Annotated in this window: 12 protein-coding genes; 3 read left to right on the top strand and 9 right to left on the bottom strand. The window is 65.7% G+C overall.

Features of this window, described 5'->3' with window-relative positions:
* Positions 1-56: 56 nt before the first annotated feature.
* Positions 57-2,375: a TonB-dependent receptor gene (locus ACUVWL_RS18865; RefSeq protein WP_445978663.1), complete on the bottom strand. Its 2,319-nt coding sequence runs from the start codon at positions 2,373-2,375 to the stop codon at positions 57-59.
* A 422-nt stretch (positions 2,376-2,797) separates the two neighbouring features.
* Positions 2,798-3,631 (bottom strand): sugar-phosphatase, encoded by an 834-nt coding sequence (yidA, locus tag ACUVWL_RS18860; RefSeq protein ID WP_142235086.1) that lies wholly within the window; start codon positions 3,629-3,631, stop codon positions 2,798-2,800.
* Positions 3,632-3,780: 149 nt separating this feature from the next.
* Between yidA and ACUVWL_RS18855 the strand changes: the two genes are divergently transcribed.
* Complete coding sequence (locus ACUVWL_RS18855) at positions 3,781-4,443, top strand: exopolysaccharide biosynthesis protein (RefSeq protein WP_241887302.1); 663 nt, start codon at positions 3,781-3,783, stop codon at positions 4,441-4,443.
* A gap of 131 nt (positions 4,444-4,574) precedes the next feature.
* Here the strand turns inward: ACUVWL_RS18855 and ACUVWL_RS18850 are convergent, their stop codons facing one another.
* The 3 genes from ACUVWL_RS18850 to ACUVWL_RS18840 all read right to left on the bottom strand — a co-directional run bounded on the left by ACUVWL_RS18850 (position 4,575) and on the right by ACUVWL_RS18840 (position 6,837).
* The gene (locus ACUVWL_RS18850) at positions 4,575-5,885 is read right to left on the bottom strand and encodes a PQQ-dependent sugar dehydrogenase (protein WP_445978662.1); all 1,311 of its coding nucleotides are present in this window, start codon (positions 5,883-5,885) and stop codon (positions 4,575-4,577) included.
* The gene (locus ACUVWL_RS18845; protein ID WP_041863928.1) at positions 5,878-6,318 is read right to left on the bottom strand and encodes a DUF2231 domain-containing protein; all 441 of its coding nucleotides are present in this window, start codon (positions 6,316-6,318) and stop codon (positions 5,878-5,880) included. The genes ACUVWL_RS18850 and ACUVWL_RS18845 overlap by 8 nt, the downstream gene beginning before the upstream one ends.
* 108 nt (positions 6,319-6,426) lie before the next feature.
* Positions 6,427-6,837 carry a hypothetical protein gene (locus tag ACUVWL_RS18840; protein ID WP_197605319.1) on the bottom strand — a complete coding sequence of 137 codons (411 nt, stop codon included), beginning with the start codon at positions 6,835-6,837 and terminating at the stop codon, positions 6,427-6,429.
* Positions 6,838-7,085: 248 nt separating this feature from the next.
* Between ACUVWL_RS18840 and ACUVWL_RS18835 the strand changes: the two genes are divergently transcribed.
* A complete protein-coding gene (locus ACUVWL_RS18835; RefSeq protein ID WP_014648725.1) occupies positions 7,086-8,852 on the top strand; it encodes a S8 family serine peptidase in 1,767 nt (588 codons plus the stop codon).
* Positions 8,852-9,430, top strand: a complete 579-nt coding sequence (locus tag ACUVWL_RS18830; RefSeq protein WP_014648726.1) for a hypothetical protein — start codon at positions 8,852-8,854, stop codon at positions 9,428-9,430. The genes ACUVWL_RS18835 and ACUVWL_RS18830 overlap by 1 nt, the downstream gene beginning before the upstream one ends.
* 259 nt (positions 9,431-9,689) lie before the next feature.
* On the opposite strand, the gene ACUVWL_RS18825 is transcribed toward ACUVWL_RS18830, so the two are convergent.
* The 4 genes from ACUVWL_RS18825 to cyoB are packed head-to-tail and all read right to left on the bottom strand — an operon-like array spanning position 9,690 to position 13,324.
* Positions 9,690-10,370: an SCO family protein gene (locus ACUVWL_RS18825; RefSeq protein ID WP_049441993.1), complete on the bottom strand. Its 681-nt coding sequence runs from the start codon at positions 10,368-10,370 to the stop codon at positions 9,690-9,692.
* An 11-nt stretch (positions 10,371-10,381) separates the two neighbouring features.
* On the bottom strand, positions 10,382-10,714 hold the full coding sequence (cyoD, locus tag ACUVWL_RS18820) for a cytochrome o ubiquinol oxidase subunit IV (RefSeq protein WP_006399830.1): 333 nt from the start codon (positions 10,712-10,714) through the stop codon (positions 10,382-10,384).
* A gap of 1 nt (position 10,715) precedes the next feature.
* The gene (gene cyoC / locus ACUVWL_RS18815; protein ID WP_080355823.1) at positions 10,716-11,351 is read right to left on the bottom strand and encodes a cytochrome o ubiquinol oxidase subunit III; all 636 of its coding nucleotides are present in this window, start codon (positions 11,349-11,351) and stop codon (positions 10,716-10,718) included.
* Positions 11,348-13,324 (bottom strand): cytochrome o ubiquinol oxidase subunit I, encoded by a 1,977-nt coding sequence (gene cyoB, locus ACUVWL_RS18810; RefSeq protein ID WP_032958781.1) that lies wholly within the window; start codon positions 13,322-13,324, stop codon positions 11,348-11,350. Before cyoB ends, cyoC begins: the two co-directional genes overlap by 4 nt.

Raw genomic sequence — 13,324 nt, 5'->3', positions numbered from 1 at the left:
GCTGCGGGGTCGGATCCCTTTGCGCAGCAGAGGGCTCTGACCCCACCCTCATCGCCTCAGAACGCCATCGAGGTACTGAACATCAGCTGCCGTGGCGCGCTGCGCTGCAGGGTCTGGTAATCCCCCGAGAACGACGAGCCGGCAATGGTGGCGGTGCCGATGTTGTGGCGGTTGAACAGGTTGCTCACGTCCAGCCGCAGCTCCAAGCCGGGCACGGCGCTGTCGGCACCGAAGCGGTAGGCGGCATAGGTGTTGACCTGCCAGAACGTCGGCACGCGGATGTCGTTCTCGTAGGTGAAAGGTTGGCGCAGGTAAGAGGTGCTGGTGGCACCGAAGCGCCAGTCACCGAAGTGGGCGGACAGGTCGCTGACCAGCGAGATCTGGGGGTAGCCCGGCTGCGCGTTGCCCTTGATCGGGTACACCGTGTCGCCCACCACGAAATCGCTGTCGTAGTACGAACGGGCCACGGCCACGCCCTGATAGAACTGCAGGTGGTCAGTCAGGTCGGCGGTGATGCCGAGGTCGGCGCCGATCACGTGCATCTTCGGCATCAGCCGCACGGTGTTGATCTGTGCGAACTGGGTGCCGATGGCGGCCGACAGCAGTCGGTTGCGGATGTCGTTGTAGAACACGTCGCCGGTGATCGTCAGCCGGTCGAAGCGATGCGATGCGCCCACGGTGAGGTTCCAGTTCTTCTCCGGGCGCAGCGTGCCGGCCACGCGATCGAACTCCTCCTGGCCGGTGATGGTCCACGCCGAGGCGGTGTAGCCGATGTTGCCGCGCTGGGCCACGCGGTAGCCGTTCATGGTATTGGCCAGGTCGATGAAGGCATCGGTGGATTCGGTCGGGCTCCAGAACAGCGAGAAATGCGGCAGGAAGTTGCTCTTCGCGCGCAGCGTGCCGTTCACCGGCCGGTCCTTGGCATCACCGAGGCCGCCACCGCGGGTGCGGAAGTCCACGGCCTTGAAGCCGACACCCAGCTTCAGCGTGTCGTTCAGCACGATGTCGTCCTGCAGGTAGAACTGGCGCGAGCGGGTCACCCAGCTCGATGCGTTGTCGGTCTTGAACGCGGGGCCGTACACATCGAACGGGCCGGTGGCCTTCAGCGGCGGACCCTCGCCCAGCAGCGGCTGCTGGTACCACTCGGTCTTGGCGGCGGCCTTGCTCTTCTCCTGCCAGAAGCCGGCGGTGACGGTGTGCGCGCCGGTCTCGAACTGCAGGTTGAGCATGCCGCCCAGCCGGTTGAGGCGCGGGGTCTGCACCTGTTCGGAGAACGGCGCGCCGTTGGGCGACGGCACGTTCGGGTCGGTCAGCGTGGCCTGGGTGTGGCTGTTGGCGTTGTACAGCTGCACGTTGCCGCTCAGCGCCGGACTGATCTGGAAGCGGTGGTTGATCGAGGACACGCGGTCACGCGTGCTCTGGCCGGTGTCGTAGGGAATAAGCCCGGACAGTTCACCACAGGTATAGGCGCCGCAGGATTTGTCTGCGTTCTCCGGCGAGGCCACGTAATACGCCCAGGCGTAGTCCGGGTAGAAGATGTCGGCCTTCCAGCCCAGCTTGCGGATCATGTCGAAGGAAATGTTGTTGTAACCCCAGACCTTGGCCTTGCTGTCGGACAGGAACACGGTGACATCGCCCCAGGCGACGTCCTGCTGCAGCTTCAGGTCGCCGCGCAGGAAGTTCTGCGTGCCCTCGCCCTGGTACTTGTCGGCGGACACGCGCTGCAGGTCGACCAGCACTTTCGGGCCATGCTCGCCGAGCTGGCCGCTCTGCCCGGATACGGTGGTGACCAGCGTGCTGTTGCTGCCCACGCCCTGCTTCACGCGCAGGCTGGGCGTGTCCTGCAGGTCGCGCAGGCGGTATTCCAAGCTGCCGCCGTTGACGCTGCTGGAGAACACGCTGACCGGTGCGCCACCGGGGCTGACCGTGATCGCGCCGATGCCATCGGGCACGCCCACGTTCACCACGCTGGTGCCGGTAAGCGAGAGGAAGCCGTTGTCATTCAGCGGCACGCCTTCGAAGGTGATGCCCATTTCGTTCATGCGGAAGCCGCGCACGAACAGGCTGGTGGCGGAGATATCCAGGCCCAGCCCATCGGTGGCGGTATAGCTCGCGCCCGGCACCTGCTTCAGCATGGCCAGGCCATTGTTGCCGGTGACCATCGCGTCGAGGTCCTCGGCCTTGATGATGTAGCGGTTGGGACCGACCACCTGGGTCGGTGCCACGGCCGCGCCGCGCGGCGTGGCGATGACCTGCAGGGCGTTGAGCGTGGTGGGCGTGTCGAGCGCGGCGTCCTGCGTTTCTGCAGCGTACGCAGGTGCGGTGATGGCCGCGATGATGGCCAGGGCGAGGCGCGTCGTGGGTGGGGTGTTCATGGCAGTAGATCCAGGGTGCAGGGAGAGAGCCGCGCAGGCGCACGCCCAGCGCGTTGCAGCGCCGGTGTCGGCGCCCTGGCTGGCGGTGCGATTGCGTTGAGAGAGCGACGGCGCGGTGCGCGCCGGTCAGCAGAGGAAGACGATCATCTGCCGCAGGATTCGATGGCGTGATTTCGACGTGCGAAATTCTTGCATCGCGCTGCCGCATACGCCATTGCGCGGTGGTACAGCGCCGATGGCGGTGGGGATGGGTGGGCTATACGTGGGTATAGACCCAGGTCGGCGCTGGCCGCCTGCGTGTGCCAACCAAGGTTGGCACCTACCGGGGCGAATGGGGCCTGGTAGAGGCCGACCTTGGTCGGCGCTTGCCGATTGTGTGTGCCAACCAAGGTTGGCAGCTACCAGAGCATAGAGACGCGCGGTTACTGCAGGACGAAACGCTCGATCGCGCGCGCCACGCCTTCATCGGCATTGCTGCTGGTCTCAAACCGCGCCACCGCCTTCACCGCATCGATGGCATTGCCCATGGCCACGCTGGTACCGGCGTACTGCAGCATGGTGAGGTCGTTCTCCTGGTCGCCGATGGCCATCACGTTGGCGCGGTCGATGCCCAGGTGCTCGGCCAACTTCTGCAGGCTCGGCCCCTTGCCGGCGCGGTGGTCGAACACTTCCAGGAAGAACGGCGCGCTCTTCAATACCGCGAAGCGCTCGGTCAGCGCGCTGGGCAGGCGCGCGATGGCAGCGTCCAGCACCTCGGGTTCGTCGATCATCATCAGCTTGATGAAGGACATCGACGGGTCCATGTCTTCCACGCGGCGATACGACAGCGGCATCCGCGAAAGATGCGAGTCGGCCACGGTGTAGTAGCTGATGTCCTGGTTGGGCGTGTACATGCGCTGGCTGTCCAGCGCCTGGAAGTGCACGCCCAGGTCGCGGGCGACCTGCTCGCAGAACAGGAAGTCGTCGAAGCTGAGCGGGTACTCGACCACGGTTTCGCGCGTGCCGATGCGCTGCACCAGGCCGCCATTGCAGGCGATGCAGTAGTCGTCGTTGCCGGTGATGCCGAGCTCGTGCAGGTACGGCGCCAGGCCCGGAACCGGGCGGCCACTGGTCAGCACGATGTGCACGCCCAGCGCCCGCGCCTGCGCGATGGCCTTCCTGGCGCGGGGGGTGAGCTGGTGCGACGGGTCCAGCAGCGTGCCATCCATGTCGATGGCGACCAGTTCGATGGTCGATTGCCTGCGGCCCATGTCCATTGCGTTCAACTCGTGCGGGGCACGCCAGTTTACCCCCTCATGCCCGGTTCACCTCTTTGCCCACGTTGGCCGGGATACTGCAGGAGCCTGTGCGTCCCCCACCGCAGGACGGCCCGCTGACCGCCCTTCCCTGGAGAACCTTGCGACGCATGACCTACCGTGCCCCCGAAACCAACGACAGCGCCCCCCTGGCCCAGCAGATCGAGCAGATGATCGACGAGCTGCCCGGCGACCAGGTGAGCGTCGGCACCCTGCTCAGCGCGCTGGGCGATGAGGGCCTGCTGCTGGTCGTGATCCTGCTCTCGGCCATCTTCATCATTCCGGTGTCGATTCCCGGGCTGAGCACGGTGTTTGGCGCCTCGATCCTGCTGATCGGCCTGAGCCGGGTGCGCAACCGCCCGCTGTGGGTGCCGCAGAAGCTGGCGCGCCGCGGGATCGCCACCGAAAAGCTGAAGGCCAACCTGGGCCGTGCGCTGAAATGGGTGCACCGCATGGAGCGGCTGTCGCGGCCGATGCGGCTGGCGGTGATGGTGCGCTCGAAGAAGATGATGCGCCTGAACAACCTGATGCTGGTGTTCGCGACCCTGCTGCTGATGGCGCCGGCCGGGCCGATTCCCTTCAGCAACACGCTGCCGGCGCTGGCGCTGATGTCGTTTGCGATTGGCTTCATCCAGCGCGATGGTGCGGCGGTGGCAGCCGGCTACGGCTTCGTGGTGGCCACGGTGGTGTACTTCGGCGTGCTGCTGGGCGGCGTGGGATTTGCCGCCGAATCGGTGTTCAGCGGGTTCCGCAGCAGTACCGCCGAACTGTAGAGCCGAGCCCATGCTCGGCTGCTGTTCGCTCGGTGCACGGAAACCCGCGCGCTGCGCGCGTAAGCCGAGCATGGGCTCGGCTCTACAAAGGCCGGATCCACAGCAGTCGAGCGTGGCTCGACGCTACACAGCTATTTCGCCGACACCCGCCACACCACGTCGCCCACGTCGTCGGCCACCAGCAGCGCACCCTCGGCGTCCATCGCCATGCCCACCGGCGCACCCATCAGGGTCTTCTCGTCCTTCGAGGTGAAGCCGCTGACCACGGTCTGCGGCCGCCCGGTCGGCTTGCCGTCCTTGAACGGTACGTAGACCACTTCGTAGCCACTCAGTGGCGAGCGGTCCCAGCTGCCGTGCTCGCCGATGAAGGCGCCGCCGTGGTACTGCGCCGGCAGTGCCTGGCCGGTGTAGAACAGCAGGCCCAGCGGTGCCACGTGCGAGCCGATGGCGTAGTCCGGCACGATCGCCTTGGCCACCAGGTCCGGCCGCTGCGGCTGCACGCGCTCGTCCACGTGCTGGCCGTAGTAGCTGTAGGGCCAGCCGTAGAAGCCATCTTCCTTCACCGAGGTGAGGTAATCCGGCACCAGGTCGGCACCGATCTCATCACGCTCGTTGGCCACGGCCCACAGCTGGCCAGTGCTCGGCTCCCAGTCCAGCCCGGTCGGGTTGCGGATGCCCGACGCGAAGATGCGGCTGCCACGGGTGGCTACGTCCACCTCCAGCACGACCGCGCGGCGGTATTCGACGGCCAGGCCATTTTCAGTAATGTTGCTGTTGGAGCCGACGCCCACGTACAGCTTGCTGCCATCGCGGCTGGCCAGCAGTTCCTTGGTCCAGTGGTGGTTGATGGTGCTGGGCAGGTCGGTGAACTCGCGGCCCTTGTCGGACATGCGGGTTTCGCCGGGCACGTAGTGGTACTGCATGATGTTGCCGGTGTTGGCCACATACAGCGTGTCACCGATCAGCTGGATGCCGAATGGCGAATGCAGGCCCTCGATGTAGACGTGCTGGGTCCAGGTGTTGGTGCCCGGCGAGCGGCGCAGCAGCGTGACGCGATTGCCGCCCTTGCCGGCCTTGCCCGAGCGCGCCTTCACCTTGCCGGCGATCCACTGCTTGGGTGTGGTGACCGGCTCTTCGCCGGGGCCATTGCCTTCCACCACCAGTACATCGCCGTTGGGCAGGGTCAGCAGCCGGCGCGGGTGCTGCAGGTTGGCGGCGATGCGCTCGATCTTCAGGCCTTCGGCCACCGTGGGGGCCTGGCCGTCGGCCCAGCCCACACCCTTGGGCACCTGCATCGGCGGCATCAGGAAGTTGGCCGGCTTGGGCAGTGGCGGCTGCGGTCCCGACTGGTCGGCCGGATGGTATTCGGCCTTGCCGGCGCAGGCCGACACGGTGACGGCCAGTGCCAGCGCGGCCACGGTGGGCAGGATGTGCTTAGCCATGACGACCTCCCTGCAGCACCGGCGGCTGCAATGACAACAGGATCAGGCCCAGGGCGATCAGGGCCACGGTCAGCGCCGACAGGATCGTGCCCGGCACAGCAACGGCATACGCATCGCGGCTGTGCACGAAGGCGTTCCAGATGGCCAGCACCACCGCGACCAGGTTGAGGAAGAAGTCGATGCGGTCGATGCGGGTGGCCGTGCCGTTGCGGCGCCAGACCGCGAACAGGTTGATCAGGCGCGGCACGATGGCGATCAGCAGGCCGAACGTGATCAGCCAAGCGGCGGCCTTGCCCCACATCACCTCGGCGCTGTTGAGATAGATCGCGTCGAAGATCAGTGCACCGACGAAGAAGCCGAAGGGTATCGGGTTCAACAGGCTGAACAGCGTGGTGCCGAGGCCGCGATGGGCCTGGGCGAGCGGATTGACCATCATCGTGCTCCGTGCGGAAGGGTGCACGGGCTGTAGTAGCACAGCGCGATGTGAGGGCGCGCGATGACGCCCCGGCGGCGCTGCCACACCCACCGGGCAGGCACCGCACTACGCGGGTTCGTCCTCGCGCACCGCGTGGAAGGGCAGCATCGTCTCGAAGCCGAATTCGTGTTCCATGCTGGTGCGGACCAGGCCGCCGATGGCGTAGTAGCTGGTATTGGCGTGTACATCGATGCCACAGGGACCATCCTCAGCCAGCAGGTGCAGTGTCTGCGCCCTACGCATCTTCACTCTTTCCTCCTGCAGCAGCGCGCGTCGGTGCCGCTTCATCATCAAGCGCAACTGTTTGATCGTGGTGATATTGAATGTGGCGAGCGCCGGCAGCAGCTCGGCGATATCCGCATCGGTCCAGTAATCATGGCGACGGTGGTACATCGACAGCACCACCTTGCGGATGGCGGCAACCGAGAGCGGGGTCTGGTCTGCGCGCGCACGTGCACGCTGGCGTTCCTTCTTCATGTGTCTTCACCTGCATGTGGTTACCCGAGTTTCCCGCACCCGAAGCAAGCGCGCGAAGATGGCGTGAAGGCATTCGCGCGCCCTGTCATAACCTGACGTACTAAGTGTTTGTGACGCAATTTGCATATTCGTACATTGCGGATGTGAAGAGGTAGGGGGTTCTCCGTTGTGTCGCGTTTGGCTCGTTGCGATGGGGCAGTTCCGCCCCGCCGTCCTGCCATGCCGATTCACAACAGAAGGATTCGTGTATGAAGCGACACACGCAACGCTCCGCGCCACCGCGCTCTGCGCGCCTGGCCCTTGCCACTGCCCTGGTGCTGGGCAGCCTGGCCGTCACCGCCCAGGCCCAACAGGCCGATCCGCTGGCGGGTATCCAGTGGCACCTGCTCAACACCGGGCAGACGGTCCCGGCTGACACCCTGCCGGTGGCCGGCAACGACCTGAACGTGGATGGCCTGTTCCGCAACGGCATCCGCGGCCAGGGCGTCACCATCGCCATCGTCGACGATGGCCTGCAGATCGCGCACCCGGACCTGGCCGCCAACGTGGCCGCGGTGGCCGGCAAGAACTTCATCAACGGCTCGAACAACCCCACCCCGACCAACCCGGATGTCGACAACCACGGCACCATGGTCGGCGGCATTGCTGGCGCGGTGGGCGCCAACAACCTGGGCGTACGTGGTGTGGCGCCGGCGGCGACGCTGAAGGGCTTCAATCCGATTTCGCGCTCAGCCCTGGGCAACCAGCAGAGCAACATCGAGTACGCCTGGTGGGACGGCGCGGAATCGGCCGACGTGCAGGTCTTCAACAACAGCTGGGGCGCCGGCCCGGGCAATCCGAACCTGCCGCTGGCGTACAGCGAAAACACGATTCGTTCGTATGAGCAGGCACTGTCGGGTACGCGCGGTGGCCGCGGCGGCATCTACGTGAAGTCGGCGGGCAACAACTTCAACAATGCCTCGATCAGCCAGACCCAGGATGTCTGCACCACCGACACCAAGAACCGCAACACCGGCTGCGTGCCGGCTGGCCGTGATCCGCGCAACAACCTTTTCAACGTGATCACGGTAGGCGCGGTGCGTGCCGATGGCGTGCGCTCGTCGTATTCCTCCACCGGCTCGGCGCTGTGGGTGTCGGCCTTCGGCGGCGAATACGGCCTGCAGGCCCAGTACGCCCCCGGCCTGGTGGCACGCGCCTACGACCCGGCCATCGTCACCACCGACGTGACCGGGTGCGCGCAGGGCAGCAACAAGAACACCAACCGCCAGAACACGCTGGACAGCAACCTGTCGGCCATCGACAGCACCTGCAACTACACCGCCAAGATGAACGGCACCTCGGCGTCAGCGCCGATGGTCTCGGGCGTGGCGGCACTGGTGCTGGAAGCCAATCCGAACCTGTCCTATCGCGATGTGAAGTACATCCTGGCCACCACCGCCACCCGCAACCACCCGAACCAGCCGGCGGTGACGCTGGCCGACGGGCGCACGCTGGTGCCAGGCTGGACGGTGAATGCTGCCGGCCGTGCCTACAGCAACTGGTATGGCTTCGGCGTGGTCAACGCTGCACGCGCGGTGCAGGTGGCCGAGAACTTCCAGTCGCTCGGTGCGCTGGTCGACAGCGGCTGGCGCAACACCACGCGTACCGTGGCCATCGGCAACACCTCGGCCGCCGCTGCACGCCTGACCTTCCAGTTGGCCAACGGCGCGCGCAACATCGAAAGCGTGCAGCTGGGCTTCCGGGTCAACCACCGCAACACGCGCCAGCTGCAGTTCGTGCTGGTGTCACCCAGCGGTACCCGCAGCGTGGTGCAACCGGCGTTCACCGCGATCGGTTCGGGCACGGGTGGCGCGCAGAGCAACTTCACCAGCTGGGACCTGCTGTCCAGCAATGCCTTCCTGGATGAGAACGCCACGGGCACCTGGACGCTGGAAGTGACCGACATGGGGCAGGCCGCGACCGCTGCATCGCGTGGCAACCTCGAATTCTTCAAGATCCGCGTTCTGGGGCACTGATGATGAAGACCACCATTCTGTTGAGCACGCTCGCCTTCGCGGCGATGACCTTCCCTGCCTGGGCACAGAGCTCGGGGCAGACCCCTCCGGCCAGGACCCTGTCGACCGTGGATGCGCAGGAACTGAAGGCGTCCGCTACCGGCCGCTCGTTCGATGTGGGCGGCACGCGTTTCCAGCTGTCGCCCTCGGCAACGGTAAAGCAGGCCAGCGGCGGCCAGTTCACGATCACCCCGCAGGCGGCGGCGACCACCAGCTCGCGTACCAAGCGTTCGCTGGATGGCGCCGCGGCGGCGCCTGCTGATGCCGGTGCCGGCAAGTTCGCGGCGGCGGTCTCCCGTGACGGAGCGCCGGTGGTGGCGACCTCGCGGGTCAAGGTGTTCTTCACCGATGCAGCATCGGCCCAGCGCGCGGCTACGGCCACCGGTGGCACCGTGGTGAAGGTGTCGAAGGCTTCGGGCCAGGCCATCGTGGAGTACCCGTCGGTGAACGCGGCACTGGATGCGACCACCAGGCTGCTGTCCACCGCCGGTATCCGCGCCACCGAGCCGGACGTGGTGCAGTGGGAAGAGACCAAGTAAGGCGTTGAGCGGTGCCCCGGCCGGCTGGCTCTCCTGGCCGGCCGGGGATTGGTGTGGGGGTGTGCCGACCAACGGTCGGCACCCACCGGGGCCGCGCGCGTGTAGAGCCGAGCCGATGCTCGGCTGCTGTCTATGGGGTACCGCAGGCGCGGTGCGCGCGGCGCCGAGCATGGGCTCGGCTCTACAGCTGTGCCAACCAAGGTTGGCATCTACCAGGAGCAGATTCGGACGTGCCAACCAAGGTTGGCACCCACCGGCGTTACCGCGCGGCCAGTGTGCCGCTGTGCTTGAGGTGGCAGCTGGCCAGTGCGTCGTTGCCGGCGGCCGGATGGCCGGGCTCGAGCAGCAGGCGCTGCACGTCCGAGAACAGCTTTTCCACCGGCATGCCGTACGGCGCGAACAGGCGCAGGCGGCCCTGGCGGTCGAACACGTAGCCACCGGCAATGTGGCTCATGGTGTAGGTATCCGGTACCTGGCCGGGCTCTTTCTGGTAGAACGCCTTGAAATCGCTGGCCATCGCGGCCAGCTGCGCATCGTTGCCAACCAGCGCGATTGCCTTGGGATCGAACGCTTCCACATAGGTGCGCGCGACCTCGGGCGTGTCGCGGGCCGGGTCGACGCTGACGAACACGACCTGCAGCTGATCGGCATCCTTGCCCATCAGGTGCTTGACTTGGCTCAGCTCGACCATCGTGGTCGGGCACACGTCCGGGCAGCTGGTGAAACCGAAGAACAGGTAGGTCACCTGCCCCTGCAGGTCCTTCGGGCCGCGCACGGTGCCGCGGCTGTCGGGCATCGACCACTGCTGGCCAAGTTCTTCGCAGGCGATGTCCTTCGCATAGAAGTCCATGCGCGACTGCGCGCTGCAGCCGGCCAGCAGGCCGAGCAGCAGGCCTGCGGCCAGGCGCAGGCCACGATGGGGGAACGCAATGCCTTTCACGGTTCGCCAGCTCAGTTGATCATCATGTGGTAGTGCATGCTCCAGATGATCCAGACCGACAACGCGACGACGATGAACAGGATCACCAGGGTGAACACGAAGCTGGCCAGGTTCCAGCCACCTTCGGACTTGCGGTCCATGTGCAGGAAATAGACCAGCTGCACCAGGATCTGCGCCACTGCGAAGCCGACCAGCAGGAACAGCGTGAGCGGCCGCGACAGCACCGGATTCATCACCAGTGCGAACGGCACCACGGTCAGCAGCGCGCACAGCACGAAGCCGATCAGGTAGGACTTGGTGGAGCCGTGCGCATTGCCGGCGCGCGAGGTTTCGACGTGGGCCATGTCAGAAGGCTCCGATCAGGTAGACGAAGGTGAAGACGCAGATCCACACCAGGTCCAGGAAGTGCCAGAACAGGCTCAGGCACGACACGCGGGTGATGTTGGTCGGGGTCAGGCCACGGCGGTAGACCTGGTGCATGACCACCGCCATCCAGATCAGGCCGCTGGCCACGTGCAGGCCGTGGGTGGCGACCAGCGCGAAGAACGCCGACAGGTAGGCACTGGTGCTCGGGCCCGCGCCTTCGTGGATCAGGTGCGAGAACTCGTAGATCTCCATGCCGATGAACGAGGCACCGAGCACGAAAGTCACGCCCAGCCAGCGCAGCACCGCCGAGGCATCGTGGCGATGCATGGCCAGCACGGCCTGGCCGTAGGTGATGCTGGAGACCAGCAGCAGGAAGGTCTCGGCCATCACGAACGGCAGCGAGAACAGCTCCTTGCCGGTGGGGCCGCCGGCGTAGGCGGTGCTGAGCACCGCGTACGAGGCGAACAGGGAACCGAACAGCACCAGGTCGGACATGAGGTACACCCACATGCCGAACACCTTCATGCCGCCCTGTTCGTGGCCATGGTCGTGCTCGCGGTGGTCCTCGTGCGCCTGCGTGTCGCTGGCCAGCTCCGGGCGGGTCAACAGGTTCATGCGCGTACCTCCTTCAGCTTGGCAAGGTTGGCCGCTTCGGTGCGCGCCACCTCTTCGGAACTGACGTAGTAATCCACGTCCTCGTCGTAGGACCGCACGATCAGGGTCACGATCATCGCGATGAAGCTGGCTGCGGCCATCCACCAGATGTGCCAGACCAGGGCGAAGCACAGCACCAGGATCCAGATGTTGAGGATCAGCGGCACGCCGGTGTTCTTCGGCATGTGGATCGGGGCGTACGTCTTCGGCGGCGGCGGCAGGCCGCGCTTCTTCGCTTCGTGGAAGGCATCCAGCTCATCGGCCTTGGGCACCACGGCGAAGTTGTAGAACGGCGGCGGCGACGGCGTGGCCCATTCCAGCGTGCGTGCGTTCCACGGGTCGCCGGTCAGGTCCAGGTTGCGCTTGCGGTCGCGCACGCTCACGTAGATCTGCACCAGCATCAGGATGATGCCCGCGAACACGAACAGTGCACCGATGAAGGCGGCGATCAGGTACGGCGTCCACGCCGGGTTGTCGTACTGGTTCATGCGGCGGGTCATGCCCATGAAGCCCAGCATGTACAGCGGCATGAAGGCCAGGTAGAAGCCGATCACCCAGCAGGCGAACGACCACTTGCCCAGGCGCTCGTTGAGGGTGAAGCCGAACACCTTCGGGAACCAGTAGGCGAAGCCGGCCAGGTAGCCGAACAGCGCGCCGCCGATGATGGTGTTATGGAAGTGGGCGACCAGGAACAGGCTGTTGTGCAGCAGGAAGTCCGCGCCCGGGATGGCCAGCAGCACGCCGGTCATGCCACCGATGGTGAAGGTGACCAGGAAGGCGATGGTCCACAGCATCGGTACGCTGAACTCGACGCGGCCGCCGTACATGGTGAACAGCCAGGTAAAGATCTTCACGCCGGTGGGGATGGCGATGATCATCGTCATGATGCCGAAGAAGGCATTGACGCTGGCACCCGAGCCCATGGTGAAGAAGTGGTGCAGCCAGACGATGAACGACAGGATGCCGATCGCCAGCGTGGCGCCCACCATCGACTTGTAGCCGAACAGCTTCTTGCGCGCGAACGTGGCGGTGACTTCAGAGAAGATGCCGAACGCCGGCAGCACCAGGATGTACACCTCCGGGTGGCCCCAGGCCCACACCAGGTTCACGTACATCATCGGGTTGCCACCCAACGTGTTGGTGTAGAAGTTGAAGTCCAGGTAGCGGTCCAGGGTGAGCGCACCCAGCGCCACGGTCAGGATCGGGAAGGCGGCGATGATGATCACGCTGGTGACCAGCACCGTCCAGGTGAACACCGGCATCTTCATCAGGGTCATGCCCGGCGCACGCATGCGCAGGATGGTGATGAACAGGTTGACGCCGGTCAGCAATGTGCCGATGCCCGAGGCCTGCAACGCCCAGATGTAGTAGTCCACGCCTACGCCCGGACTGAACTCGATGCCCGACAGCGGCGGATAGGCGACCCAGCCGGTCATGGCGAATTCGCCAACGCCCAGCGAGATCATCATCAGCGCAGCGCCAACCACGAAGATCCAGAAGCTGAAGGCGTTGAGGAACGGGAACGCCATGTCGCGTGCGCCGATCTGCAGCGGCACGATGATGTTCATCAGGCCGACCACGAACGGGGTGGCCACGAAGAAGATCATGATCACGCCATGCGCGGTGAAGATCTGGTCGTAGTGCTCCGGTGGCAGGAAGCCATCACTGCCTGGCCCGGCCGCGGCCAACTGCGCGCGCATCATCAGCGCGTCGGCGAAGCCACGCACCAGCATGACCAGCGCCACTACCACGTACATGATGCCGATCTTCTTGTGGTCCACGGTGGTGAACCAGTCGCGCCAGAGCACGCCCCATAGCTTGAAGTACGTCACCGCGCCAAGCAGCGCGAGGCCACCCAGCACCATGGCCGCCAGCGTGACCACGACGATCGGCTCGTGCAGCGGCACGGCCTCCCACGTCAATTTACCCAACAT

The organism is Stenotrophomonas muris, from assembly GCF_052751275.1.
This window is presented reverse-complemented; position numbering and strand designations above follow the sequence as displayed.